Source organism: Pseudomonas saudiphocaensis (assembly GCF_000756775.1).
Lineage (GTDB): Bacteria > Pseudomonadota > Gammaproteobacteria > Pseudomonadales > Pseudomonadaceae > Stutzerimonas > Stutzerimonas saudiphocaensis.
Genome location: NZ_CCSF01000001.1, coordinates 2,494,507 through 2,518,896, shown reverse-complemented (window position 1 = coordinate 2,518,896; position 24,390 = coordinate 2,494,507). Strand labels below are relative to the sequence as shown.

At 62.2% G+C, this 24,390-nt stretch carries 23 protein-coding genes; 11 read left to right on the top strand and 12 right to left on the bottom strand.

All coding sequences use genetic code 11. The features are described 5' to 3' along the window. Positions 1 to 17 precede the first annotated feature (17 nt). From BN1079_RS11540 to BN1079_RS11525, 4 genes are all read left to right on the top strand, one after another. Complete coding sequence (locus BN1079_RS11540) at positions 18 to 1,241, top strand: CaiB/BaiF CoA transferase family protein (protein WP_037024542.1); 1,224 nt, start codon at positions 18 to 20, stop codon at positions 1,239 to 1,241. Positions 1,242 to 1,325: 84 nt separating this feature from the next. Next, positions 1,326 to 1,934 (top strand): LemA family protein, encoded by a 609-nt coding sequence (locus BN1079_RS11535; protein WP_037026853.1) that lies wholly within the window; start codon positions 1,326 to 1,328, stop codon positions 1,932 to 1,934. After that, positions 1,931 to 2,686 carry a TPM domain-containing protein gene (locus tag BN1079_RS11530; RefSeq protein ID WP_037024539.1) on the top strand — a complete coding sequence of 252 codons (756 nt, stop codon included), beginning with the start codon at positions 1,931 to 1,933 and terminating at the stop codon, positions 2,684 to 2,686. Before BN1079_RS11535 ends, BN1079_RS11530 begins: the two co-directional genes overlap by 4 nt. Positions 2,687 to 2,704: 18 nt before the next feature. Continuing rightward, a complete protein-coding gene (locus BN1079_RS11525) occupies positions 2,705 to 3,319 on the top strand; it encodes a TPM domain-containing protein (protein WP_037024537.1) in 615 nt (204 codons plus the stop codon). Positions 3,320 to 3,464: 145 nt separating this feature from the next. Here BN1079_RS11525 and BN1079_RS11520 read toward each other — a convergent pair whose 3' ends face one another. Further along, entirely contained in the window at positions 3,465 to 5,432 is a 1,968-nt protein-coding gene (locus BN1079_RS11520; RefSeq protein ID WP_037024535.1) for an AAA family ATPase, read from the bottom strand. Between the two features lie 293 nt (positions 5,433 to 5,725). On the opposite strand from BN1079_RS11520, the gene BN1079_RS11515 reads away from it, so the two are divergent. Then, complete coding sequence (locus BN1079_RS11515; protein WP_037024533.1) at positions 5,726 to 6,184, top strand: FecR family protein; 459 nt, start codon at positions 5,726 to 5,728, stop codon at positions 6,182 to 6,184. Further along, positions 6,181 to 6,750, top strand: a complete 570-nt coding sequence (locus BN1079_RS11510) for an OmpA family protein (protein WP_231850780.1) — start codon at positions 6,181 to 6,183, stop codon at positions 6,748 to 6,750. Before BN1079_RS11515 ends, BN1079_RS11510 begins: the two co-directional genes overlap by 4 nt. Positions 6,751 to 6,764: 14 nt before the next feature. Here the strand turns inward: BN1079_RS11510 and BN1079_RS11505 are convergent, their stop codons facing one another. The 5 genes from BN1079_RS11505 to BN1079_RS11485 all read right to left on the bottom strand — a co-directional run bounded on the left by BN1079_RS11505 (position 6,765) and on the right by BN1079_RS11485 (position 11,322). Then, the gene (locus BN1079_RS11505; RefSeq protein WP_037024531.1) at positions 6,765 to 7,145 is read right to left on the bottom strand and encodes a RidA family protein; all 381 of its coding nucleotides are present in this window, start codon (positions 7,143 to 7,145) and stop codon (positions 6,765 to 6,767) included. A gap of 97 nt (positions 7,146 to 7,242) precedes the next feature. Further along, entirely contained in the window at positions 7,243 to 9,351 is a 2,109-nt protein-coding gene (gene spoT, locus BN1079_RS11500) for a bifunctional GTP diphosphokinase/guanosine-3',5'-bis pyrophosphate 3'-pyrophosphohydrolase (protein ID WP_037024529.1), read from the bottom strand. 57 nt (positions 9,352 to 9,408) lie between these two features. After that, complete coding sequence (gene rpoZ / locus BN1079_RS11495; protein WP_037024527.1) at positions 9,409 to 9,672, bottom strand: DNA-directed RNA polymerase subunit omega; 264 nt, start codon at positions 9,670 to 9,672, stop codon at positions 9,409 to 9,411. Positions 9,673 to 9,771: 99 nt separating this feature from the next. Further along, positions 9,772 to 10,392 carry a guanylate kinase gene (gmk, locus tag BN1079_RS11490; RefSeq protein ID WP_037024525.1) on the bottom strand — a complete coding sequence of 207 codons (621 nt, stop codon included), beginning with the start codon at positions 10,390 to 10,392 and terminating at the stop codon, positions 9,772 to 9,774. 66 nt (positions 10,393 to 10,458) lie between these two features. Beyond that, positions 10,459 to 11,322, bottom strand: coding sequence for a YicC/YloC family endoribonuclease (locus BN1079_RS11485; protein ID WP_037024522.1), 864 nt, complete (start codon positions 11,320 to 11,322; stop codon positions 10,459 to 10,461). 172 nt (positions 11,323 to 11,494) lie between these two features. Here BN1079_RS11485 and rph point away from each other — a divergent pair, with 172 nt between their 5' ends. Together rph and BN1079_RS11475 are read left to right on the top strand one after the other, a co-directional pair. After that, positions 11,495 to 12,217: a ribonuclease PH gene (gene rph, locus BN1079_RS11480; protein WP_037024519.1), complete on the top strand. Its 723-nt coding sequence runs from the start codon at positions 11,495 to 11,497 to the stop codon at positions 12,215 to 12,217. A 14-nt stretch (positions 12,218 to 12,231) separates the two neighbouring features. After that, entirely contained in the window at positions 12,232 to 12,600 is a 369-nt protein-coding gene (locus tag BN1079_RS11475; protein ID WP_037024516.1) for a DUF4870 domain-containing protein, read from the top strand. Positions 12,601 to 12,648: 48 nt separating this feature from the next. Here the strand turns inward: BN1079_RS11475 and BN1079_RS11470 are convergent, their stop codons facing one another. Continuing rightward, entirely contained in the window at positions 12,649 to 13,428 is a 780-nt protein-coding gene (locus BN1079_RS11470; RefSeq protein WP_037024514.1) for an exodeoxyribonuclease III, read from the bottom strand. Between the two features lie 84 nt (positions 13,429 to 13,512). On the opposite strand from BN1079_RS11470, the gene pyrE reads away from it, so the two are divergent. The 3 genes from pyrE to BN1079_RS11455 all read left to right on the top strand — a co-directional run bounded on the left by pyrE (position 13,513) and on the right by BN1079_RS11455 (position 16,406). Further along, positions 13,513 to 14,154 (top strand): orotate phosphoribosyltransferase, encoded by a 642-nt coding sequence (gene pyrE / locus BN1079_RS11465; RefSeq protein WP_037024512.1) that lies wholly within the window; start codon positions 13,513 to 13,515, stop codon positions 14,152 to 14,154. A 16-nt stretch (positions 14,155 to 14,170) separates the two neighbouring features. Then, the gene (locus tag BN1079_RS11460; RefSeq protein ID WP_171819301.1) at positions 14,171 to 14,764 is read left to right on the top strand and encodes a DUF4124 domain-containing protein; all 594 of its coding nucleotides are present in this window, start codon (positions 14,171 to 14,173) and stop codon (positions 14,762 to 14,764) included. A 166-nt stretch (positions 14,765 to 14,930) separates the two neighbouring features. After that, positions 14,931 to 16,406, top strand: a complete 1,476-nt coding sequence (locus BN1079_RS11455) for a DUF3360 family protein (protein ID WP_074436838.1) — start codon at positions 14,931 to 14,933, stop codon at positions 16,404 to 16,406. Positions 16,407 to 16,483: 77 nt separating this feature from the next. Here BN1079_RS11455 and BN1079_RS11450 read toward each other — a convergent pair whose 3' ends face one another. From BN1079_RS11450 to BN1079_RS11430, 5 genes are all read right to left on the bottom strand, one after another. Beyond that, positions 16,484 to 18,118: a diguanylate cyclase domain-containing protein gene (locus tag BN1079_RS11450; RefSeq protein WP_037024505.1), complete on the bottom strand. Its 1,635-nt coding sequence runs from the start codon at positions 18,116 to 18,118 to the stop codon at positions 16,484 to 16,486. Beyond that, entirely contained in the window at positions 18,111 to 18,497 is a 387-nt protein-coding gene (locus BN1079_RS11445; RefSeq protein ID WP_037024501.1) for a response regulator, read from the bottom strand. The genes BN1079_RS11450 and BN1079_RS11445 overlap by 8 nt, the downstream gene beginning before the upstream one ends. Next, on the bottom strand, positions 18,494 to 20,887 hold the full coding sequence (locus BN1079_RS11440; RefSeq protein ID WP_037024498.1) for a PAS domain S-box protein: 2,394 nt from the start codon (positions 20,885 to 20,887) through the stop codon (positions 18,494 to 18,496). Before BN1079_RS11440 ends, BN1079_RS11445 begins: the two co-directional genes overlap by 4 nt. 27 nt (positions 20,888 to 20,914) lie before the next feature. Next, the gene (locus BN1079_RS11435) at positions 20,915 to 21,301 is read right to left on the bottom strand and encodes a response regulator (RefSeq protein ID WP_037024495.1); all 387 of its coding nucleotides are present in this window, start codon (positions 21,299 to 21,301) and stop codon (positions 20,915 to 20,917) included. Between the two features lie 65 nt (positions 21,302 to 21,366). Then, positions 21,367 to 24,282 (bottom strand): PAS domain-containing sensor histidine kinase, encoded by a 2,916-nt coding sequence (locus tag BN1079_RS11430; RefSeq protein ID WP_037024492.1) that lies wholly within the window; start codon positions 24,280 to 24,282, stop codon positions 21,367 to 21,369. Positions 24,283 to 24,390: the final 108 nt, after the last annotated feature.

Sequence of the window (24,390 nt, the reverse complement as noted above, 5' to 3'; positions counted from 1 at the left end):
AGATCGAGGCTTAATATATGTCCGGCGCCCTGTCTCATATTCGTGTTCTCGATCTTTCTCGTGTCCTCGCCGGGCCCTGGTGCGGGCAGATCCTCGGTGATCTGGGCGCCGAGGTCATCAAGATCGAGCGCCCCGGCAGTGGCGACGATACCCGTCATTGGGGTCCGCCATTTCTCAAGGACAGCCAGGGCGAAAATACCGCCGAAGCGGCCTATTACCTGAGTGCCAATCGCAATAAGCAGTCGCTGACGGTGGATTTCACCCAGCCCGAGGGCCAGCGCCTCATTCGCCAGCTGGTGGCGCAGAGCGATGTGCTGCTGGAAAATTTCAAGGTTGGTGGGCTGGCGGCTTATGGGCTGGATTACGCGAGCCTGAAGGCGATCAACCCACGGCTGATCTACTGCTCCATCACCGGCTTCGGCCAGGATGGACCCTACGCCCAGCGTGCCGGCTACGACTTCATGATCCAGGGCCTCGGCGGGCTGATGAGCCTGACCGGGCGCAGCGATGCCGAGCAGGGCGCTGGACCGGTGAAGGTCGGAGTGGCACTGACCGATATCCTCACCGGGCTTTACGCCACGGTCGGCGTATTGGCGGCGCTGGCCCACCGTGAACGCACGGGCGAGGGCCAGCATATCGATACGGCGCTGCTGGACGTGCAGGTCGCCTGCCTCGGCAACCAGGCGCTGAACTACCTCACCACCGGCGTTGCGCCAAAGCGCATGGGCAACGCGCATCCGAATATCGTCCCCTATCAGGACTTTCCCACGGCCGATGGCGATTTCATCCTCACGGTCGGCAATGACGCGCAGTTTCGAAAGTTCTGCACGGTGGCGGGGCGACCCGAATGGGCCGACGACCCGCGCTTCGCCAGCAACAAGGCGCGCGTCGCCCACAGGGCCGAGCTGATTCCGCTGATTCGCCAAGTCACGGTATTTCGCACCACCGCCGAATGGGTATCCGAACTGGAGCGGGCCGGGGTGCCCTGTGGGCCGATCAACGATGTGGCGCAGGTATTTGCCGACCCTCAGGTCCGGCACCGTGGCCTCAGGCTCGATATGCCGCATTCCCAGGCCGGCAGCGTGCCTCAGGTGGCCAGCCCGCTGCGCCTCTCGGCCTCGCCGGTCAGCTATCGCCACGCGCCGCCGCTGCTGGGGGAGCACAGCGAGGCATTGCTGCAGCATCTGCTGGGGCTGGACGCCCGGCAGATCGCCGCCCTGCGCCAGGCTGGGGTGATCTGAGCCGAGCGCCCCGGAAACTGCGCTGAACTCTGGAGCGGCTTCGCCATTCTTATGGTGGACACCCTTCTAGCGGAAGAGCGCACCATGCAAAGGCAGCATTCCCGTTTCACCTGGCAGCTGGCGACTGTTGTTCTTATGTCCTGGTTGTTGGCCGGTTGCGGCATCAACAACATTCCCCAGTACGATGAACAGGTTAAATCCGCCTGGTCGCAAGTGGAAAACCAGTATCAACGACGCGCCGATCTGATTCCGAATCTGGTCGAGACGGTCAAGGGCTTCGCCCGCCAGGAGCAGGAAACCCTGACCGCGGTGGTTGAGGCCCGGGCGAAGGCTACGTCCATTCAGGTCGATGCCAATACCCTGGACAACCCGGAGCAGTTGCAGCAGTTCCAGCAGGCGCAGAATCAGCTGAGTGGCGCGCTAAGCCGGCTGATGGTGGTGGTGGAGCGCTACCCGGAACTCAAGTCCAATCAGAACTTCCTGGCTCTGCAGTCGCAGCTTGAAGGCACCGAGAACCGCATTGCAGTGGCTCGGCGTGATTTCATCGCCGCGGTAGAGCGCTACAACACCGAGATTCGTACCTTCCCCGGCCGCATCTGGCACACCCTGATGTACAGCGACATGCCGCTTCGCGAGAACTTCGAGGCGACCACCGAGAACGCCGATCAGGCGCCGCAAGTGCAGTTTCAATGATTGCCAGGCGCCTGCTGTTTCCGCTGCTGCTGGTCTGCGCCAGCTCCGTCTTCGCTCAGGAAGCGGAACTGCCGGCGCTGACCGGGCAAGTGGTGGATAACGCCGAGTTGCTCGACACGCAGGCTGAGGCGCGGCTGACCAGCATGCTCGCGGCACATGAGCAGGCCAGCAGCGAGCAGGTGGTGGTGGTTACCGTGCCCGATCTGCAAGGCCGCAGCATTGAGGACTTCGGTCTGCAGCTGGGCCGTGAATGGGGCATTGGCCAGCAGGGCGTGGACAACGGGGCGTTGTTGATCGTCGCCCGGGATGACCGCAGGGTGCGTATCGAGGTCGGCTACGGGCTCGAGGGGCGGCTGACCGATGCGCAGTCGGCGATGATCATCAACGGCATCATCGTACCGGCGTTCCAGCAGGGCGACTTCGCCCGCGGCATCATCGAAGGCGCCGAAGCGATGGTTCAGGTGCTCGGTGGCGATCCGCTGAAAAGCGCGGCTATGCGCCCGGTGATGCCGATGGGCACCGAGCAGCCAGGTGGCTTCGGGGTGTTGGCATTCTTTCTGATGCTGGTGGCAATCTTCGTTATCGGCGGCGGTCGCAGTGGGCGTGGCGGCGGACGCCGTGCGCTGCTGCTTGGCGCACTGCTGGGCGGCATGAGCCGCGGCGGCGGCTTCGGTGGAGGTGGATTCGGAGGAGGCGGCTTTGGCGGTGGAGGCGGCGGTTTTGGTGGCGGTGGTGCCTCGGGTGGCTGGTGATCAAAGGATGAAAGCGCAATGACTCTACTGACCCAAAGCGAGCAGCAGCAGGTGGCCGATGCCATCGACCGCATCGAGCGCGACACCGATGCGGAGCTGGTCACTGTGCTGGCCGAACAGGCCGATGACTATCACTATATTCCGCTGCTATGGGCCGGCCTGATCGCACTGGTGGTACCGGGCGCCGCGCTGTTCTTCACGGCTGCGATGAGCGCCTGGCAATTGCTGCTGGTGCAGTGGGCAACCTTTATCGTGCTGGCGTTGCTGTTTCGCTTCCCCAGTCTGACGACGCGCCTGATTCCGCGCCCGGTGCGCCATTGGCGCGCCTGCAATCTGGCCAGGCGGCAGTTTATCGAGCTGAATCTGCATCACACCGAGGGCGGCACCGGCATCCTGATTTTCGTTTCCGAGGCCGAGCGTTACGTCGAAATACTGGTGGACCGGGGAATTTCCAGCCGCATCGACAACAGCGCCTGGGAAGCCATCGTTGCCAACTTCACCGAGCAGGTGCACGACGGCCAGGTACTGGAAGGCTTCCTTGGCTGCATTGAGGCCTGCGGGTCGCTGCTCAAGCAGCATGTTCCGGCTACCCATGCGCGCAACCAGCTACCGAACCGGCTGGTGATGATCTGAGTGGATGGCCGAAGCCATCCACGCGAACGACGTACGACTTGGGCAAGCTCTTTACTGGCGCGCTACGCGTGGAAAATCGCTTCGCGAGTTTATCCACCCTACGGATAGACAGTAACGGCGGCCTGGTTCCCGGCGCGCAGGCTGATCAGACCATCCCCGGCCCGTCATCCTTTTCAGGCTCGATCGGCGTCAGTTCGAGTTGCTCGACGTGCTCCAGGGCGCTGGCAGCAACCCGGTCGATGCTGCTCATGGCATGCCCGATGATCGAGCTGACGCGAGCTTCGTAGTGATGCTCGGGCAGGCGTTCGATGGCCTGCAGAATCTGTTCACCTGGCACGGTTTCCTCGGCTAGCAGCCGCGCGGTGATCTCATCCAGCGCCGGTTTCATGCGCTGCAAAAGCGCCTGGCATTCGCGATCCAGCTGCTTGAGCAGCTCATCGGCAGCGCGAATCGACTCGGCCGAATCGAACTCGATATGGGCGTCACGCACGGCCTGCAAACTCAGCAGCGAGCCGTTCGGGCCCATGCCCAGCGCGCCGACCATCGACAGAGCGATTTTCGAGGCTTCCTGCAGATCCTGGCCGGCGCCCGAGGACGACTCTTGGAAATACAGCAGCTCGGCGCCACGACCTGCCAGCAGCATCTGGATCCGATTGCGCAGTTCGGATGCCATATGCAGGCGCTTGTCTTCCACCGGCGTCACCAGGGTGACACCCAGCGCCTGGCCACGCGGCAGGATGGTGACCTTTTCCACCCGGCCGACCTTGAGTGCCGCGGCCACCAGGGCATGGCCGGCTTCATGCACGGCAATGCGCTTACGATCGCTGCCTGACAGCGGCGTGACACCGCTCGGCTGTTCGCCGATGCGGCAGGTCTCGATGGCGTCGATAAAGTGCGCCATGTCCACCTGCTGCTCGCCAGCACGCGCCGCCAGCAGCGCCGCATGGTTGACGATATGGGCGATGGCCGCAGGTGTCAGGCCGACGGTATTGCGCGCCAGCTGGGGATAGTCCAGCGCGTCGGTCGCGCGGATCTTGCCGGCATAGAGGCGAAACAGCGCCTCGCGGTCGTCGAGACCGGGCAGGCCGACGGCAATGGAGCGGTCGAAACGGCCTTCGCGCACCAAGGCCGGGTCGAGCGAGTTGGGGAAGTTGGTGGCGCCCAGCACCAGCACGCCGCTGGCCGCGTCAAAGCCGTCTATTTCGGCCAGGAACTGGTTGATGATGCGGTTGCTCTCCGCATCGCTGGAGCGCTGCTGCTCGGCGCGCTTGCCGATGCCGTCGATCTCGTCGATGAAGATGATGCACGGCGCCTGCTTGCGCGCGGTGCGAAACAGCGCCTTGACCTTCTGGATGCCGACACCGAAATACATCGAGGAGAAGTCGCTGCCGGTCACCTGGATAAAGCTGGCGTGGGATTCGCTGGCCAGGGCCTTGGCCAGCTGAGTCTTGCCGGTGCCCGGCTCGCCGGTCAGCAGCACACCCTTGGGCGGACGGGCACCGAGAGCGGCATAGGTACTGGGATCGCGCAGATACGCGGTGATATCGCTCAGCGCCTGCTTGGCTTCATGGGCACCGATGACGTCATCAAAGCCGATACCGCTGCCTTTGCGCTGCACGTTGAAGGACTGGTTTTTCACGAACAGGTAAGCCAGTACGCCGATCATCGCCAGAATAAAAGGCGTATAGGGCAGCACGGACTTATACCAGGGCGCTTCGCCATCGGTTTCGAACAGTGCCAGTGGAAATACCGGGGTTTGGGCGGCTGCATAGTGATCGAGCAGCAATTGCGCAACGTGACCGGCTTGGTCTGGCACCCAGTAATTCAGGCCATCGACACGCGTGACGTAGATGGCGTTCTTGCTCAGTGCGGCGCTGCTGATGGTCTGGCCGCGCAGGTCGCCGAGAAGGGTAGAGAGATCGCGGCGATTTTCCAGCCAGGGTTTTTTCGAAGCATCCAGCTGCTGCAGCATGCTGGTGCTGACATCGGTGGCAGGCGCGGCGGGGGTATCGGGTCTCAACTGCCAGTAGCCCAGCGCAACGGCTACTACCAGCGCCAGCGCAACGGACAGCAGGCCACGACGGCGGCCTTGCGGCAAATGGGGTTTTTTCATTTCACATCCAGGCGGGGCAAGCCCGAGGCGTCATAAAACAACCGCCCTTGGCGGACGGACCACAGTTTTCGGGCGAGTCGCCCGGAAGCACCAAGGCAGGCGCGGCGGCGCGGCTTATGCAAATGAATTTTGATGCCGACCGCTGGTCGGATAGCAGGGAACCGACCGTGGACGAGGATACGGCAAGGCGCCGTGAGTAAGTGGCGATGCGACGAATGGCGGGCCTTTTTAGACGAGCGTCACATTCTTGTTGGTTCTACGGGCGATCGGAGTAGTCACTTTTGGAGTGCCGGATGGCCTGTTTGCGCGACCTGTTTCGTTTGGCGGTTGCAGGGCTCTGCCTGTGGCCAGTTGCGCTCGTGGCGCAACCGCTGCCGGACCCTGCCGGCTATATTTCCCGAGTCAGTGGCGAGGCTCTGGTCACCAGCCGGGGCATCACCAGCGAGTTGCTGCCGGGACAGGCAGTGATCGAGGGCATGACGCTGCACAGCGGCCCTGGGGGCGGCCTGGCAGTGATCTTCGAAGACGGTACGGTCATGTCCTTCGGGCCGGACAGCGAGCTGCACCTGGAGCGTTATCGCTTCACGCCGGCCATTGGAGCCTTCGCTCTGGAGGCGCGCTTCGAGCGGGGCACATTGAGCATTGAGAGCGGGGCCATCACCCGACTCGATCCAGATGCGATCAACCTGCGAACGCCTGATGCGCGCGTCAGGGTGCGTGCCGGCCATGCGTTGCTGAAGGTGAGCCGGTGAGGCGCGTAATTGCGGTCTCGCTGCTGGTCATGACGCTGGCGGGTTGTGCCCAGCGCTCTTACGTGGCGCTGCTGGAAGATCCCGCCGGAGCCGAGGTGACGGTACTAGACGGTCAGCGCAGCCGAACCCTGCAACAGACCGGCCTGGCGATACCGTTGGCGGCCGGCGCTTCGCCCTTCACACCAGGCGACTGGCAATTGCGGCAAGATTTCGCCGCAGCGCTGGCAATGCGGCCGGAACCGGCGGAACGTTTCGTGGTGCGCATGGAGGCCGACGGGCAGCCGAGCATCTTCGCGGAGCAGGTGTTCGATCAGGTGCTGCATGCAGTGCGCCAGCGTGAGCATCCACTGGTGGTCGTCACCGGCCACACCGACACGCTCGGCCCTAGGCAGGCCAATCTCAGAATCGGCCTGCAGCGTGCGCAGTCAGTTGCCGAACGGCTTCGGGCGCAGGGGCTGCAGGCGAGAATGCAGGTCCGCTCGCTGGGCGAGCTGGACCTGTTGGTCAGCACACCGGATGCAACACCCGAAGTGCGTAATCGCCGGGTGGAGATAGAGGTGCGCTGAGGGTTCGCAATGGATCAGTCGAGCACCAGAATCGCGTCCATTTCCACCAGCGAGCCCTTGGGCAGGGCGCTGATGCCGATGGCGGCACGCGCAGGGTACGGCGCCTGGAAGTAACGGGTCATGACCTCATTGACGGCGGCGAAGTTGCCTAGATCGGTGAGGAAGATATTCAGCTTGACGATATTGGCGAGCGAGCCGCCCGCAGCTTCGGCTACAGACTTGAGATTCTCGAACACCTGCACGGTTTGCGCCTCGAAGCCCTCGACCAGTTCCATGGTCTTGGGGTCCAGCGGGATCTGCCCGGACATGTAGACGGTATTGCCGGCCTTGATGGCCTGGGAGTAAGGACCGATGGCGGCAGGGGCTTTATCGGACGTGATCACGGTGCGGGTCATGGCGGGTTCTCATGGTTCGGGGCTTGAACAGCAAGCCGGAGCTTAAAAGAAGGCGGATCCTAGACGAAGCCTGGTAGGCGTTGCCACCCTTTCTGCGTCAGGCCCTGACTCGCGTAATCCGTATCACGCCCTTGATGGTGCGTAGCTTCTTGATGACGTTCGCCAGGTGGACGCGGTCCTGAACGCTGACCACCAGCTGTACCACGCTGATGCGGCCGTCGCGCTCGTCCATGCTGATCTTCTCGATATTGCCGTCGGCGGCGTTGACGCTGCCGGCAAGCAGGGCGATCAGGCCGCGCTGATGCTCCAGTTCGACGCGCAGCTCGACGTTGAATTCGCCAGTGACGTCCTTGGACCAGGACAGCTGGATGCACTTGTCCGGGTTATGCCGCACTTCGCTGATATTGCGGCAGGTTTCCAGGTGCACGACCATGCCTTTGCCAGCGGAAAGATGGCCGACGATGGGGTCGCCCGGGATCGGCGTGCAGCACTTGGCGTAGTTGAGCACCAAGCCCTCGGTGCCGCGGATTGCCAGCGGCCCGTCGGCGTTGGGTTGTTCCTCATTGCTGCTGGCCAGCAGGCGCCGGGCGATGACGTAGGCCATGCGGTTGCCCAGGCCGATGTCCTCGAGCAGATCCTCGATGACGTCCATCTGGTATTCGCCCAGCACCGCCTTGATGCGCTCTTGGGAGATTGCTTCCAGGCTGGTCTCAAAACCAGTGAGCGCCTTGTTCAGCAGACGTTCGCCGAGGCTGATCGACTCCGAGCGGCGCTGCAGCTTGAGCGCATGGCGAATATGCGTGCGCGCCTTGCCGGTGACAACGAAGTTCAGCCAGGCGGGATTCGGGCGTGCACCGGGAGCGGTGACGATTTCCACCGTCGAGCCGCTTTCCAGGGCCTGTGACAGGGGCGCCAGGCGACGGTTGACCCGGCAGGCAATACAGGTGTTGCCGACGTCGGTGTGCACGGCGTAGGCGAAGTCGACCGCGGTCGAGCCCTTGGGCAGCTCCATGATGCGGCCCTTGGGCGTAAAGACGTAGACCTCGTCGGGGAACAGATCGATCTTGACGCTTTCGATGAACTCCAGCGAGTTGCCGGCGCGTTGCTGCATTTCCAGCACACCCTTGACCCACTGCCGGGCACGGGCGTGGGTGCCCTTGGGCGATTCGTCGTCGCTGGATTTGTACAGCCAGTGCGCGGCGATGCCGTTGTTGGCCATCTCCTCCATCTCGCGGGTGCGGATCTGGATTTCGATGGGCACGCCATGCATGCCGAACAGCGTGGTATGCAGCGACTGGTAGCCGTTGGCCTTGGGGATCGCAATGTAATCCTTGAAACGGCCCGGTAGCGGCTTGTACAGGCTGTGTACGGCGCCCAGCACGCGATAACAGGTGTCGACCTTGTCCACCACGATGCGGAAGGCATAGACATCCATGATCTCGTTGAAGGCCTTACGCTTGCCGCGCATCTTCTTGTAGATGCTGAACAGGTGCTTCTCGCGGCCCATGACCTCGCCTTCGAGGCCTTCTCGCTCCAGGCAGTGGATCAGCGACTGTTCGATCTTCTGCACGATCTCGTTGCGATTGCCCCGCGCCCGACGCACGGCGGCGCGGATGCGCTCGGAACGCATCGGGTGCATGGCCTTGAAACCCAGGTCCTCGAACTCCACGCGCATGGCCTGCATGCCCAGGCGGTTGGCGATGGGTGCGTAGATCTCCAGGGTTTCCTTGGCGATGCGGCGGCGCTTCTCCCCGGCCAAGACTTCCAAGGTGCGCATGTTGTGCAGGCGGTCGGCGAGCTTGACCAGAATCACGCGGATATCGCGGGCCATGGCCATGGCCATCTTCTGGAAGTTCTCGGCTTGGGCTTCCGCCTTGGTCTGAAAATCCATTTGGGTCAGCTTGCTGACGCCATCGACCAGTTCGGCAACTGTTTCGCCGAACTGCGCGGTCAGCGCTTCCTTGGGAATACCGGTGTCCTCGATGACGTCGTGCAGCATGGCGGCCATCAGGCTCTGATGGTCCATGTGCATGTCGGCAAGGATGTTGGCTACCGCGAGGGGGTGGGTGACGTAGGCTTCACCGCTGCGCCGACGCTGGCCATCGTGGGCCTGCTCGGCGTAGAAGTAGGCGCGGCGGACCAGGTTGACCTGATCCGGGCCAAGGTAGGTCGACAGGCGATCGGCAAGCGTATCTATGGCTGGCAAGGCATTACTCCTTGCCGACAGCGCGTCTCGGCGATTCGTCTTCGACCCGGCATATGATCAGATGGCCTCGTTGGGCTCTTCCTCGTACTGGGCGAAGAGCGGTTCGTCGTCCACGATTTCTTCCTGGGCGATGACGTCATAGTCGATCAGGCCGGAAGCGATTTCGCGCAGGGCGACCACGGTCGGCTTGTCGTTCTCCCAGGCTACCTTGGGCTCCTTGCCGCCGGTGGCCAGCTGGCGCGAGCGCTTGGTCGCGAGCATGACCAGCTCGAAGCGGTTATCTACGTTGTCCAGGCAGTCTTCAACGGTAACGCGGGCCATGGTGTTCCTCATCAGATTCGGTAAAGCGTGCCCAAATGGGCGAGCGGACGGGATAGTCTAAAAAATCACCAGCGGTTATGGAAGCTATAAAAGCGCCCGTCAAGCCAGCAATTGCTCCAGTAGCGCTCCGAAACGCTGCTGTTGGGCAGGTTGCAGAAGGCGGTTGGCGCGGAAGATGGCCTGCAGATCAGCCAGGGCGTGGGTGAAGTCGTCGTTGATCACCAGGTAGTCGTATTCCACGTAGTGAGTCATTTCGTTGACCGCTTCACGCATGCGAGTGTCGATCACATCCTCGCTGTCCTGGCCGCGATGGGTCAGTCGCTGGCGCAGGGCCTCGGCGCTCGGCGGCAGGATAAAGATGGACTTGGCCTGGGGCATCAGCCGGCGTACCTGCTGGGCGCCCTGCCAGTCGATTTCCAGAATCAGGTCGTAGCCGTCGGCGAGGGTCTGCTCGACCCAGCGCTGGGACGTGCCGTAGAGGTTGCCGAAGACTTCGGCATGCTCGAGAAACTCGTTGCGCTTGAGACGGTCGAGGAAATCCTCACGGCTGACGAAGTGGTAGTTGACCCCATCCACCTCACCCGGACGGATGCCCCGGGTGGTGTGGGATACCGACACCCGAACCTGCGGCTGCGCATCGAGCAGGGCCTTGACCAGGCTGGTCTTGCCGGCCCCGGAAGGCGCGGAAACGATATAGAGCGTACCGGTGGAGGCGGACATGGCGTTCTCTGCAAAAGCGGTGGTGATGGGCGCCCGAAGGAGCCGGGCAATTCAGGGCAATGCCCGTTATTCGATGTTCTGCACCTGTTCGCGCATCTGCTCGATCAGGACCTTGAGGTTGACCGCGGCCTGGGTGCTGCGTGGATCGAACGCCTTGGAACCGAGAGTGTTGGCTTCGCGGTTGAGTTCCTGCATAAGAAAGTCTAGCCGCCGGCCTGCGGCGCCTCCCGATTTCAGTATTCGGCGCACTTCGACGACATGGGTGGCGAGGCGGTCGAGTTCCTCGGCGACGTCGCTTTTCTGCGCCAGCAGGACCATTTCCTGTTCCAGGCGTTGCGGGTCCAGCTCAACCTGCATCTCGGCGCAGCGGTCCAGCAGTTTCTGCCGTTGCAGGGCAAGCATCTGCGGCACCTGCTCGCGCAGCGTGGCGGTCTCCTGGGTGATCGCATCAAGGCGCTCTTCGATCAGGCGGGCCAGCTCTTCGCCTTCACGCTGACGGCCTTTTTTCAATTCGCCAAGGGTTTCATGAAACAGCGCCAGCGCTGCGCTGTTGAGTGCCTGCGGATCGCTGGCGTCGCCCACCAGCACGCCCGGCCAGGCGAGCACTTCCAGCGGATTGATCGGGGCGGGCTGCTTGATCAGAGAGGCTACGCTTTCGGCGGCGGCGATCAGCTGGCTGGCGCGCTGGCTGTCGATCTGCATCGAGCGCCCACTGCTGTCCTCGGCAAAGCGCAGGGTGCATTCGACCTTGCCCCGCGACAGGCCCTTGCGCAGGGCTTCGCGCACCGCACCTTCGAGGTCGCGGAAGGCTTCCGGCAGGCGCAGGTGCGGTTCCAGGTAGCGATGATTGACCGAGCGGATTTCCCAGCTGAGAGTGCCGTGGGCGCCGGCCTGTTCGGCACGGGCAAAGGCCGTCATGCTATGGATCATCGGGGAACCTCTCGGTGATATTGCGAAAGGCGGAGGATTGTAAAGCAAAAAGGCGGGCAACGCCCCGGCTCTCGGTCGTTATAACCGGTGCGATTAGCCGGCTGGCTGCATGAATCAGCCGCAAAGGCACCTATAATGCGTCCACTCGAATCCATAGAAACAGGAAATGTCCATGAAGCGTCCCAGTGGCCGCGCCGCCGACCAGCTGCGTTCGATCCGTATCACCCGCAACTACACCATGCATGCCGAAGGCTCGGTGCTGGTTGAGTTCGGCGAGACCAAGGTGATCTGCACCGCCAGTATCGAAAACGGCGTACCGCGCTTCCTCAAAGGCCAAGGGCAGGGGTGGCTCACGGCTGAGTACGGCATGCTGCCGCGCTCTACCGGCTCGCGGAATCAGCGCGAGGCCAGCCGTGGCAAACAGGGTGGCCGAACCCTGGAGATCCAGCGCCTGATCGGTCGCTCGCTGCGCGCTGCACTGGACATGAGCAAGCTGGGCGAGAACACCATCTATATCGATTGCGATGTGATCCAGGCCGATGGCGGCACCCGTACCGCCTCCATCACCGGGGCCATGGTGGCGCTGGTGGATGCGCTGGCCGTGCTGAAAAAACGTGGTGGGCTCAAGGGCGGCAATCCGCTCAAGCAGATGGTCGCCGCCGTTTCCGTGGGCATGTACCAGGGTGAAGCTGTGCTGGATTTGGACTATCTGGAAGATTCCGCCGCGGAAACCGATCTCAATGTGGTGATGACCGACGCCGGTGGCTTCATCGAAGTACAGGGCACCGCCGAAGGAGCGCCGTTCCAGCCTGAAGAACTCAATGCCATGCTGGCACTGGCCCAGGCCGGCATGCGGGAGCTGTTCGCCGTGCAACAGGCTGCACTGGCTGACTAACGACGGAGAAGACCATGACTGATCAGCTGCCGGTTCCACAGCCTTCCTCCCAGGTGCGACGCTGGGCCATGCTCTGCCATTACTCGGCGTTCTGCTGGTTCGTGGTGCCGATGATCGGCAACGTGCTGGGGCCGCTGATCATCTGGCAGCTGAAGAAGGACATGGACCCTTTTATCGACGAGCAAGGCAAGGAGGCACTCAACTTCCAGATCACCTTCAGCATTCTGCTGATGATCTGCGGGGTGCTCGCCTGGATCCTTATCGGCTTTCCGCTGATGGTGCTGGTCAGTGTGGTGGCGCTGGTGCTGGTGGTGATCGCCGGCATCCGCGCCAACGAGGGCAAGCCCTATCGCTATCCGCTCTGCTGGCGGATCGTCAAATAGCCGGGCGAGGGTGCAAGAACGGCAGCGGCCAGCGTGCTGGCCGCCCGATCAGAGGCTCAGCGTCCAGTCGTAATCGACTATCAGTGCCGAGTGCTGGGAAAAGCGCGGCTGGCGTGGCAGGCGCGCGCTACGGACGAAACGGCGCAGCCCCGAGGTGAGGATCTGGTAGTCGAAGCGCCAGCCGAGGTTGAGCAGCTGTGCCTGTTCGGTATCGGACCACCAGCTGTACAAGTCGCCTTCACGGGTGACTTCGCGCAAGGCATCGACATAACCCATGGTGCCGAAAATCTCGTCAAGCCAAGCACGTTCCGGCGCCAGGAAGCCTACTTCCTGCTGGCAGTCGCGCCAGTTCTTCACGTCCAGCTTCTGGTGTGCCACATGCAGCGAGCCGCAATACAGGTACTCGCGGCGCTTGCGGCGTTGCTTGTCGAGGTAATGGGCGAAGTCGTCCATGAACTTGAATTTCTGGTTCAGGTCTTCATCACCGCCGCGGCCTGTAGGCAGTAGCAGGCTGGAGATGCTGACCTTGTCGAAATCGGCCTGCAGGTAACGACCATAGCGGTCGGCTGTTTCGAAACCCAGGCCCATGATGATGGCCTTGGGTTGCAGTCGGGAGTACAACGCGACGCCGCCTTGCTCGGGGATTTCAGCATCGCAGGCATAAAGAAAGTAGCCGTCGAGCTGATAAGCAGGATCGTCAAGTTCTACTACGGAGGCGCGGGTATCCTGCAGGCAGATGACATCGGCATTCTGTGCTTGCAACCAGCTGAGTAGACCCCGCTGTGCTGCCGCCTGAATACCATTCACGTTGACGCTGATAATCCGCATAAATGGCCCCTGAAAACTCGTGTGTGTATGATAACCCAAGCTCCTCGCAATTAGCGAAATCAGTGTCTTCCGGGAATTTTCTTCATGCAGGCGTATCAGCGCGAGTTCATCGGCTTCGCCATCGAGCGCGGGGTTCTGCGCTTTGGTGAGTTCACTCTGAAATCCGGGCGCACCAGCCCCTATTTCTTCAATGCCGGTCTGTTCAACAGCGGCTCGGCCCTGGCCCAGTTGGGACGTTTCTATGCGGCGGCCATTGTCGACAGTGGCATCGAGTTCGATGTGGTCTTCGGCCCGGCCTATAAAGGCATTCCGCTGGCGGCGGCCACGGCGATCTCGCTGGCCGAACATCACCAGCGCGATCTGCCCTGGTGTTTCAACCGCAAGGAAGCCAAGGATCACGGCGAAGGCGGCACCCTGGTCGGCTCGCCGCTGACCGGGCGCGTGCTGATCGTCGATGACGTGATCACCGCCGGTACCGCCATCCGTGAAGTCATGCAGATCATCCAGGCCCAGAATGCCCAGGCTGCCGGGGTGCTGATCGCCCTCGATCGGCAGGAGCGGGGGCAGGGCGAGCTTTCGGCGATCCAGGAAGTGGAGCGTGATTATCAAATGCCAGTAGTCAGTATTGTGTCCCTGACACAAGTGCTGGAGTATCTGGCCGATGACGCTCAGCTGAAGCAGCACCTGCCCGCCGTGCAGGCTTACCGCGAGCGATACGGGATCTGACACTCTGGAGTTCGGCATGCGCACACCGCTGTTCATTCGCTCGATATTGTTGCTGGGCCTGCTGGCTCCGGTTCTGGCGCAGGCCGCCGAACTCTATCGTTATGTGGATGACCGCGGGGTGGTGGTACTCGATCGACACGGCGTTCCGCCGCAGCACATCGGCCGTGGCTATCAGGTGCTCAACGAGCAGGGCCGTGTCATCCGTGAAATCCCCCCGGCACCCAGCGCCGAAGAGTTTCAGCGGCTGCAGGCCGACAAGGCGCGGGCAGCTGCCGATGCGAAACTGCTGCGTCTGTATGCCAGTGTCGAGGACGTGGAGCGAGCCGAAGCGCGTCGGCTTGCCGAGTTGGATAGCGTGATCGGTCTGACTCAGGGCAATCTGCAGGCGTTACGCAACCAGCAGGACAATTTGCAGAAGCAGGCTGCCAACCATGAGCGAGCGGGCCGCGGTGTCCCGGAAAACCTGCTGGCGCAGATCGCCAACCTGGAGCAGGAGCAGGCCAGCCTGCAGCGTGATCTCAAGCGCTACGAGAAGGGGCGGGTCGAGGCTCGGAGCAGCTTCGCCGACGATCGCCAGCGTGTTGCGGAGCTGCTCGGGCAAACGCCATAAGCTGACTTTCTTCCAGCGCTTGATCTGATGGTTGGCCATAGCGGTGATGGCATTTAGATAGCTAGCTATCATATGGCGCGACTTACTTCAATCCACTTAAGGTCTTGGTGAGCTGTCGCTTGCCGATCTGTACCGTTGCGCCCTTTTTCTTGGTGTGGCGATTGTCATGAAAGATAGGGACCTATGCAGTTACCAGGAGCTCCATAAGCCAAAGGGACAGTTTGCAACCCGCTCGGAGTATCTCGAGCATGAGCTGGAAATCATGGCGCCGAAACGCTGGGGGATTAACCTGCCGTTTCGTGATTACCGCTTCGAATACGAAGATTGGGTGCCGGCTATGGCTGCGACCATCGGCAAAATCGTCATGGTTGCGGCGATCGTCTCAACCTTTGCCGCACCACTGGGCCTTTCCGATGATTTTGTCATCGAAAACGTCCGTTTTGAGATGCTCATTGCTGCGCTTCTGTTTGTGGTGCTGTTTTCCGGCTTCCTCAATCCGACCTCCAATTTGGCCGGAACCCACGGCCCGCTGATTCCGCTGATTCCGCTGATTGTCGCATCGGGCGGCCATCCCATGGCATTGGGCATCATGGTCGGTGTGCTGGGCTTTACCTTGGGGGTCTTCAAGGGCGGCAGTCTACTGGCGCGCCTGACCAGTGACGGAGTGTGCGGCGGCCTGCTGCTATATCTGGGCTTCATTGGCGTGACTTCACAGATCAAGGTGCTGTTCGAGTGGGCCAATGGCTTTGATATGGGCTACATCGCCTTCGTTGTAGTGTTCGCAACCATCGTGATGTATGCCTATCTGGAGCACATACGCTTGCGCTGGCTGGCGATTCCCCTGGGCTGCGTGTTGGCGGCGGTGATCTCCTTCGCCTTGGGTGCACCCTTCGAGTTCGAGACCGAGCCGGGTATCCCCAATCTCAATCCCGCTTATTGGTGGGGCGAGGACACTGGCTGGCAGCTCGGCCTGCCGGGACTACATCACTTCGTAGCGGTCTTCCCCTTCGCGGTACTGGCTGTGGCGATGTGGTCGCCGGACTTCCTCGGCCACCGGATTTTCCAACAGCTCAACTACCCGCATAAAGCGCAGAAAGTGCTGATGAACATCGACGACACCATGTGTGTGGCGGCGGCGCGGCAGGTCGTCGGCACAGCGTTGGGCGGCGGCAACCTGGCGTCTTCCTGGGGTACCTTTCTGGTGCCGGCGGCCATCGCCAAGCGGCCAATCCCGGCGGGTGCAATGCTGACCGGTCTGCTCTGTGTGATCGCGGCGCTCTGGGGCTACCCGATGGATCTGGCCATCTGGCCGCCAGTGCTCAGCGTGGCGTTACTGGTGGGTGTGTTCCTGCCGTTGCTTGAAGCGGGCATGCAGATGACCCGCGAAGGCAAGACCTCGCAGTCGGCGGCCATCGTGGTGTTCTCCTCGGCGCTGGTAAACCCGGTGTTCGGCTGGTCGCTGACGGTGCTGCTGGACAATATGGGGCTGGTCGGTGACAAGGCGCACAGCCAGTCGCTGAGTCGCCTGCATCGCTGGATCATTCCCTTGCTGGTGTTCGTCGTGCTTTGCGGCGTGATGCTGGGCATCGGCATGTTCCCGGGTATCCCGGCATTGTTCGAGTCGTTTCGACTGGCGCAGTGATGGGCCGGCTCTGGCGACCTGATTAACGGCAAGTCCAATTTTCAGAGGTGCCGGGGCTGGCTCTGTAGCCTTTGGCTTCAGTCCCGAGCTGCTATGCGAACCTGGTTGCGGCCGTTGTGCTTGGCGACGTACAGCGCCTGGTCGGCGCGTTCGAGCAGGGTTCCAGGCTCCACCTGGGCGCTGGTTTCGCAGATGCCAGCGCTGAGTGAGACGCTGAAGGTGTGCGGGCCGGCATGGAAATTCAGCGCCGCGAAGCGCTGGCGGATCTCGTCGAAGATGGTCTTGGCTTGCTCGGCGCTGCACTCGGGCAGAACGGCAACGAACTCCTCGCCGCCGTAGCGGCCCAGGCTATCGATGCGCCTCAGTCGCTGGCGCAGAAGGTTGGCCAGTGACCGAATGACATTGTCGCCCGCGGCATGGCCGTACTGGTCGTTGACCTGCTTGAAGTGGTCCAGGTCGAGCATGACCACGCTGGTCGGCTTGCCGCTGCGCTGAGCTCGCTGAGCCTCCACAATCACGTGTTCCTTGATGTCGGCATGCTTGAGCAGGCCGGTAAGGCTGTCGCGCGCCAGCGCCGTGCTCAGCGAGCGGGCGCGCTTGGCGTGGGAGAACACGGCGGCAATCAGCGCGTTGTCGCTGATGGGTTTGGTGATGAAGTCGTCACCGGCCTTGAGCAGCGCGGCCATCTGCCGGTTGATATCGGTTTCGGCGGACAGATAGATGATGGTCAGGCGTAGCCATTCATCATTGAGGCGAATCATCTGCGCCAGTTCAGGGCCTGAGCACAGCGGCATATTGACGTCCAGCAGCAGCACTTCCGGGTTGAAGGTGTGCAGGGTATCGAACAGCTGGCTGGGGTCGCTGAGGGTCTGCACCAGCATCTGCGAGTTGCGCAGAACCAGGCTGTAGCGGGCGGCCAGGTCGGCATCATCATCGACGATGAGGATCCGATAAGGCTCGTTATGCTGCAGGTTGAGGCAGTGTTCCAGGCTGTTTTCCAGCTGCGTAAGATCCACCGGCCGGGTGAAATAGCCTTGCGCTCCGGCTCGAACGGCGGCCAACTGGCTGTCGAAGTCGCTACGCTGGCTGATCACCAGCAGCGGCAGCGGCGTTTCCAGACTCTGCTGCAGGGGGCCGATGGCCGCCAACTCGTTGGCATGCTGGCTGACGATAAGGGCGTCGGGCAGTTGCTCGGCAAGGGCGGCCAACAGTGGCTCGGGCTGGCTGAAGCGCAGTACGTCGTAACCGAAGTTGCCCAGCGTCTGGCACAGCTTGTGGCCTGCGTCAGGGTCGCTTTCAAGCAGGAAGATGCGACAGCCGGCCTGGAGGTTGTCGCAGCTTTCCGCGGGAGCCTCGGGCAGGTTGTTCGGCGCCCGAGCCTGGGTTTCTGCGGTCCACAGGCGCACCGCCCGAACAAATGCCGTGAGCGCCTGGCCGCTGGGCTTCGAGGCTTCCAGCCAGCGGTCCGCCCGTTGCTCCAGCAGGCGCGCCTGCTGGCCGAGGGTGGTGAAGCCGAAGGTGCCGGCACTACCGGCGAGGCGGTGCAGGTGTTCGTGAAGGACCAGCATCAGTTGCCGGCGCTGCTCGTTGTCGCGGGCCTGCTGCAAGGCTTCGGCAAGCCGATCGAGCTCCGGCAGCTCCTGCTGCAGGCGTTCGGCGAACTTGTCGGTCAAGGCTTGCAGCTGGCTTTGCAGCGCTTCGGCATTACTCATGTTCGGCTTCCCATATTGCATTGAGCTGTGTCGCCAGTAGCAGGGGGTCGAAGGGTTTGAGCAACAGCTGGCGAACCCCCAGATGGCGCAAATCGGCCAGCTCGACCGGTTCCTTACGGCCGGTCAGAAGTACCACCGGTATGCGTTGCAGATCGATCAGTTGTGCGAGTTGCTGCAACAATTCAAGGCCGTCCATTTGCGGCAATTCGAGATCCAGAAGAATCAGGTCTGGATCGAACTGGCGGACCTGCGCCAGCGCTTCGGCGCCACTGGCGCAGCTCAGAATCTGAAAACCGCCGAGTTTCTCCAGGGCGATGCGCGTCACCACCTGTATCGACGGCACGTCATCGATGTGCAGGATGCGCTGCAGGGGTCTCATCGGGGCAGGCTCCCGGACTGACAGGGCAGCTCTATCCAGAAGCAGGCACCGGCGCCGGGGGTTGAGTCGAAGCCTATCTGTCCACCCATGTGCTCTGTGAGTTCCTTGCTGATGGCCAGGCCCAGGCCGGTACCGCCCTGTGGGCGCGTATCGGAGGAGTCCGCCTGGGCAAATCGGCTGAAGATTCGGTCGCGGAAGCTGTCGGCGATACCCGGCCCGCGGTCACGGACACTGATACGCACTCGATTCTCGGTGACGCGCTCGGCAAACAAATCGACACTTTCTCCAGGCGGAGAAAACTTGGCTGCATTGGACAACAGGTTGCTCAATACCTGAACCAGGCGCATGCCATCGACCCTGACTAGGATTGGCGGGCAAACGCCGAGCTTGATGGTCACGGTGTAGCTGTTGGCATAGCCCTGATTATTGCGCCTGGCCTGCTCGAGCAGGGGCTGCAGGGGCTGCAGTTCGAGCTTGAAGCGCATCTTGCCGGCGTTCAGCTTGTCGATATCCAGCAGGTCGTCGATCAGCGCGCTAAGGTGCTTGCTGTTCTGGTGGGCGATGTCCAGCAGTTCCTGCAGATGCCCGGGCACCTCGCCCATTACCTGACCGCAGATCAGGCCCAGCGAGGCGGTGATGGAGGTCAGGGGCGTGCGCAGCTCGTGACTGACGGTGGAGACGAACTCGCGCTGCATCTTCTCGATGTTCTTGCGCTCGGTGATGTCGTGCAGGACCACTACCGCACCGTTCTGCTGGCCATCGGAGGCAAGCATCGGGTCGGCGTTGGCCAGTACGTAGCGGGTGTGGCCGTTGACGACGATGGTCATTTCCACGTTGCGGATACGTTCACCGCGCAGAGCCCGCATCAGCGGCACTTCTTCCGGGCGCAGTGGCGTCGTGCCGTCGGCGTGATAAAGATGGTAATACTCGGCCCAGTCCCCGGGCGCCAGCTGTTGCGCATCGAGGTTGTGCCAGAGCCGCGCGGTGTTGTTGAACAGCGTCAGGTTGCCTTTGGCATCGCAGGCAACCACCGCTTCGGACAGGGCCTCAAGCAGGCGGCGATTCATTTCCTGCTGCTTGTCCAGCTCCAGCTGTTCGGCCTTGCGCTCAGTGATGTCGGTCACCAGGCCATGCCAGAGCACCGAGCCATCGGCCTGGCGCAAGGGCGTGGCGCGCGCTTCGACCCAGATCAGCCCTTTGCGCGGGTGTTCGATGCGGTGCTCGAAATGCCAGGGCGTGAGGGTGCTGGCGGCCTGGCGGATGCTTGCCAGCACCTGTGCACGATCATCCGGATAAACCCTGGCATAGATCGGGCCGATGCTCGACTCCAGATCCGCCGTGCTCAGCCCGTAGATGGCTTCTATGCCTTCACTGACGTATGGAAACGAGGTCTGGCCGTTGGCGTGCCAGCAAAGCTGGAACAGCATTCCCGGTACCTGCGCGGCGATCTGCTGCAGGCGCAGTTGCAGGTGTTCCTGATGAGCCAGGTCGTGGGCACTGACGATATAGCCGCGCAGCAATTCATATTCGTCGTGAATCGCCGAGATGCTCACCAGCACAGGTATCGAGGTGCCGTTGCGATGGCGAAGGTGCCATTCGCGGACTTCCCGCCGGCCCTTGAACAGCGGTGCGGTAAGTACGGCAAATCCCGGCGTGACGGTTTCGCCCAGTGCATCGCTGAGAATCGCCGCGCGGCGGGCCAGTGCCTCCTGGGGAAACAGCGCCGAGGTCAGCGGATGATCCAGCAGCATTGCTTCGCTGTAGCCGAACAGGCGCTCAGCGGTGGGGTTGACGGCTGAGATCAAGCCATCGGTGGTGGTTACCAGCATGGCGCTGGCGGCACTGTTGAGCAGCGCTTGCTGCATGGCTGCCTGCTCGGCATAGCGTTGTGCGTGCAGGCGCTCCTCGAACAGGCGCATCAGCTGCCGGCCGAGGCGTTCCAATGCATCGCGCTGAATGGCGTCGAGCTGGCGTGGCCGGCTGTCGATCACGCACAAAGTGCCGATGTTGTAGGCGTCCGGGGTGGTCAGGGGCGTGCCTGCGTAAAAGCGAATATTCGGCGCGCCGGTCACCAGCGGGTTGTGCTGGAAGCGTGGATCCTGTTGCGCATCATTGATCTCGAAGAGGCCCTGGCCTTCGATGGTATGGGTACAGAAGGAAATCTCCCGTGGGGTCTGGCTGACGTCCAGGCCGAAACGGCTCTTGAACCACTGGCGTTGAGCATCTACCAGCGAAATCAGGGCGATGGGCGTACCGCAAATCTGCGCTGCCAAGTGGGTGAAATCGTCGAAAGCGTCTTCGTTGGGGCTGTCGAGAATGTCGTAGCGCAGCAGCGCTGCGAGCCGTGACAGCTCGCGTGACGACTTCGGGTTGGCTTTCGGAGACTCCATTTCTATTCCGTCTTGCTGCGCAGTGACTTATGGATGCCAGGTTTTCCAGATTGCCTGAATCTGGCTGGCCAGGCGCATCGGGTCGAACGGCTTGATGATCACATCCTGTGCACCTAGCTTGCGCAGATTCTCGATTTCACCGGGCTGCACCTTGGCGGTCATGAAGGCTACCGGAATCGTGCTCAGGTCCACCCGCTGGCCGAGCTTGGCCAGTGTCTCCGGGCCGCCCATGCCGGGCATCATCACATCGAGCAGGATGAACTGCGGCGCAAAGTCCTCGACTTCCTCCACGGCCTGCTGCCCGGACGCACAGCTCAATACCTGAAAGCCGCCGATCGCTTCCAGCGCCACCTTGGCCACCGCCTGGATGGAGGGGTCGTCCTCTACGTGCAGAATCCGTTTCAGCTCAATCATGCGGTACCTCCGGGTCAGACGCGCCTATGAGCTAACAATGCGCAATGTGTCGATAGAAACACAACTCATGGTGATGCCTCGTGAACGGGCAGCTCAAACCAGAAGCAGGCGCCCCGGGTGCGCTCGGCGTCGAAACCGATGCGGCCCTGCATCTGCTTGATCAGCTCTTTGCTGATTGCCAGGCCAAGGCCGGTACCGCCCTTCTGGCGCGTATCAGAGGAGTCGGCCTGGGAGAACTTCTGAAAAACGTGCTCCCTGAAGGTTTGCGGAATACCCGGCCCGCAGTCGGTGACGCTGACGCGAATATGCTCGCCCAGACGCTGGCTGCTCAAGGTTACGACTTCCCCGGGCGGCGAGAATTTCGCCGCATTGGAGAGGAAGTTTGCCAGCACCTGTTGCAGTCGGTGTGCGTCGACCGACACTAGGGCCGTGTCCAGTTCGCCCAGTTCGCAGCCAACACCGTACTGTTTGAAATAGCCCTGGTTGGTGCGCAACGCCTCTTGCAGTAGGGGTGCCAGTGGCTGCGTGTGCAGCTCGAGCTGCATCTGGCCGGCGGCCAGCTTGTCCATGTCCAGCAGGTCGCTGACCAGAAGTTCGAGCCTGAGGCTGTTCTGTTGCGCGATATCCAGCATTGGGCGCATGGCCTCAGGCGCCTCGCCCAGGGCACCGCCGGTGATCAGGCCGAGGGCGCCGGAGATCGAGGTCAACGGAGTGCGCAGTTCGTGGCTGACGACCGAGACGAAATCGCTCTTCATGCGCTCGATGCGCTTGCGCTCGGTGATATCGCGCAGCAGGCCGATGAACTTGCGCTCGCCGCCATGGCTGATCTCCGAGACGCGCAGCTCGATGGTGAAGATTTCACCGTTGCGCCGGACCGCCGATAGCTCGCGGTTCTGCTCCAGCATTCGCCCTGTGCCGTGCTTTTCGTAGTCCTGCAGATAGCTGTTGTGGGCACTGCGGTGCGATTCCGGCATCAGCATCGACAGGTTGTGACCCAGCACCTCCTGTTCGCCGTAGCCGAACATGTCTTCGGCGGCGTGGTTGAAGGTTTCGATAGTGCCGCGCGTGTCGATGATGACGATGGCGTCCACCACATTGGCAATCAGCAGGCGCAGATACTGCTCACGTTCGCTGGTTTCGCGCTCGGCGGTGACCCGTGCGGTGATGTCCTGCACGATGGACCAGACCAGCAGGCTGCCATCGGCTTCGCTGATCAGCGTGCCATTGAGCAGCACCGGCACCGGCTTGCCGTCCTGGCGGCGCAACTCGGTCTCGTGGGGGCCGTAACAGCCCTTCTGCAGCAGTTGCCTGACGGCGGCCTGGCCATTGCGTGGGTCGGGCAGCAGGCTGCGTACATTGCAGCCGGCCAGTTGCGCCGCGGAGTAGCCACTGACCCGCTGCAGTTCCGAGTTCCAATCCAGCAGTTCACCATCTTCCAGGCGGCTCAGCATGATGCCCACCGGTGCCAGGTGATACAGCGAACTCAGGTGCTCCTGGCTGGCCCGTAGGGCCTGTTCGGCGAGTACGCGCTGAGTCACGTCCCAGATGAAACCGTCGTACCAGAGCAGCCGGCCGTCGGCATCGCGCAACGCGCGGCGGCTTTCCTGGACCCAGAGGGTTTCGCCTTTGGCGTTGATCAGTCGGTAGGTACGCTCGAAATCGCCGTCCTCCTGAGCAAGGCAGGCCTGGTCTTCCGGATGAACCAGGCTGAGAAAGCTGCGCTGGCCCGGAGCGAAGTCCTCGGTGCGATAACCTGTCAGGCGCTCTATGCCGGTGCTCAGATAGTTCAAGGTGCGGGCGTTGTCACTGCCACGCCGGTAAACCACGCCCGGCAGGTTGCTGACCATGCTGCGAAAACGGCTTTCGCTATCGCGCAGGGCCGTGTCGTGCTGGCGCTGGACGACGGCGCGTCGATGCAGCAGCCAGCCGAGAATCAACAGCAACGCTTCGGCGATCAGCCAGGCCAGCATCCATTTCATGAGGAGTTGGCGTTCGGTGTGCTGGTGCTCGTCGATGGTTGCGGTGATGTCGCGCCAGACCAGTACAACGACCGTTGGCGGCTTTGAGGAGTCGTTCTGCGTACGTGCGTCATGCAGAGGGATCTGGTTCAGCAGAAAGCGGCGCCCTTCGGCTTCCAGCAGTTGCAACCTGTGGCCCGCACCTGGCGTCAGTAGCGCCCGTTGGGTCGTCCAATGGAGAATCTGCGGCGTCGAGTGGGCCTGCAGCAACCAGCCTTGCAAACCGTCGAGGCGGACACCTACGGGACGCGTCCAGAAGATTTCTTCCAGTTCTTCCTGGTTGAGCAGAATCCCCAGTCCTGCATCGAGCTGGTCGCCCAGCACGGAAAGCTCGGGGAGAATGCCAAAACCGACCTCCAGAGCACCAATGACCGGGCTGTCCGGGCTGTCGCCAGCGCGTAGCGGGGCAATGGCGCGATTGCCGACGCTGTGCTTGCCGATATCCAGCCCGGAAACAATCCGCCCCTGGTGCAGCGCTTTATAGAGCAGTGGGCGGTGATCGGCGACGGCATCGCCATAGGCTTCGGCATCCTGCATGCGCAGCAGGCTGATGCCGGCTTTGCCCCAGTAGATTTGCAGCTGCAGCGCACGGTGGTTTTGTAGCGCTTGCCAAGCCGGCGTCAGACGCCTGAACAACTGCTCGCGGATAGGTTGCAGCTCCTCGTCGTCGATCAATGCGCCCTGGCCTAACCACCGATCGGCCTGGCGCACCAGATCCAGCACTTCGGGGTCTGCCGCGAGGGTTGCGGCAAAGAGCCGACCTTGCTGCAACAGGTGCTGCTGCGCGCTCTGTACAGCCAGCGCCTGCAGCTTGCCCTGATTCTCGTTCTGCAGGTTCAGAACCGCTTCGCGGGCCTGGCGATCATTCAGCGCAAGGCCGCCGAACAGCAAGACCAGCAAAAGGCTGCCAATGCCGAGAAGCCAGCGTGGATCGGCAGAGCGTGAAGTGCGGGTTATGGGCATGGCACCGCCGGAAAGAGAGCTCGGCTTTTGCGAGTGATGGCTAAATGATATCTGTGCCGAGATTCTCGCATGCTGCACCCAATACGTCAGCTGTCGTCCATTAAAGCC

Coding starts and splice junctions, on each gene's coding strand:
- BN1079_RS11535 (WP_037026853.1), top strand. CDS start 1,326: ATGCAAAGGCAGCATTCCCGTTTCACCTGGCAGCTGGCGACTGTTGTT.
- BN1079_RS11525 (WP_037024537.1), top strand. CDS start 2,705: ATGACTCTACTGACCCAAAGCGAGCAGCAGCAGGTGGCCGATGCCATC.
- BN1079_RS11530 (WP_037024539.1), top strand. CDS start 1,931: ATGATTGCCAGGCGCCTGCTGTTTCCGCTGCTGCTGGTCTGCGCCAGC.
- BN1079_RS11540 (WP_037024542.1), top strand. CDS start 18: ATGTCCGGCGCCCTGTCTCATATTCGTGTTCTCGATCTTTCTCGTGTC.
- BN1079_RS11520 (WP_037024535.1), bottom strand. CDS start 5,432: ATGAAAAAACCCCATTTGCCGCAAGGCCGCCGTCGTGGCCTGCTGTCC.
- BN1079_RS11460 (WP_171819301.1), top strand. CDS start 14,171: ATGCGCACACCGCTGTTCATTCGCTCGATATTGTTGCTGGGCCTGCTG.
- BN1079_RS11445 (WP_037024501.1), bottom strand. CDS start 18,497: ATGAGACCCCTGCAGCGCATCCTGCACATCGATGACGTGCCGTCGATA.
- gmk (WP_037024525.1), bottom strand. CDS start 10,392: ATGTCCGCCTCCACCGGTACGCTCTATATCGTTTCCGCGCCTTCCGGG.
- BN1079_RS11435 (WP_037024495.1), bottom strand. CDS start 21,301: ATGATTGAGCTGAAACGGATTCTGCACGTAGAGGACGACCCCTCCATC.
- pyrE (WP_037024512.1), top strand. CDS start 13,513: ATGCAGGCGTATCAGCGCGAGTTCATCGGCTTCGCCATCGAGCGCGGG.
- BN1079_RS11450 (WP_037024505.1), bottom strand. CDS start 18,118: ATGAGTAATGCCGAAGCGCTGCAAAGCCAGCTGCAAGCCTTGACCGAC.
- BN1079_RS11505 (WP_037024531.1), bottom strand. CDS start 7,145: ATGACCCGCACCGTGATCACGTCCGATAAAGCCCCTGCCGCCATCGGT.
- rph (WP_037024519.1), top strand. CDS start 11,495: ATGAAGCGTCCCAGTGGCCGCGCCGCCGACCAGCTGCGTTCGATCCGT.
- BN1079_RS11475 (WP_037024516.1), top strand. CDS start 12,232: ATGACTGATCAGCTGCCGGTTCCACAGCCTTCCTCCCAGGTGCGACGC.
- BN1079_RS11470 (WP_037024514.1), bottom strand. CDS start 13,428: ATGCGGATTATCAGCGTCAACGTGAATGGTATTCAGGCGGCAGCACAG.
- BN1079_RS11485 (WP_037024522.1), bottom strand. CDS start 11,322: ATGATCCATAGCATGACGGCCTTTGCCCGTGCCGAACAGGCCGGCGCC.
- BN1079_RS11430 (WP_037024492.1), bottom strand. CDS start 24,282: ATGCCCATAACCCGCACTTCACGCTCTGCCGATCCACGCTGGCTTCTC.
- BN1079_RS11440 (WP_037024498.1), bottom strand. CDS start 20,887: ATGGAGTCTCCGAAAGCCAACCCGAAGTCGTCACGCGAGCTGTCACGG.
- BN1079_RS11455 (WP_074436838.1), top strand. CDS start 14,931: ATGAAAGATAGGGACCTATGCAGTTACCAGGAGCTCCATAAGCCAAAG.
- BN1079_RS11515 (WP_037024533.1), top strand. CDS start 5,726: ATGGCCTGTTTGCGCGACCTGTTTCGTTTGGCGGTTGCAGGGCTCTGC.
- rpoZ (WP_037024527.1), bottom strand. CDS start 9,672: ATGGCCCGCGTTACCGTTGAAGACTGCCTGGACAACGTAGATAACCGC.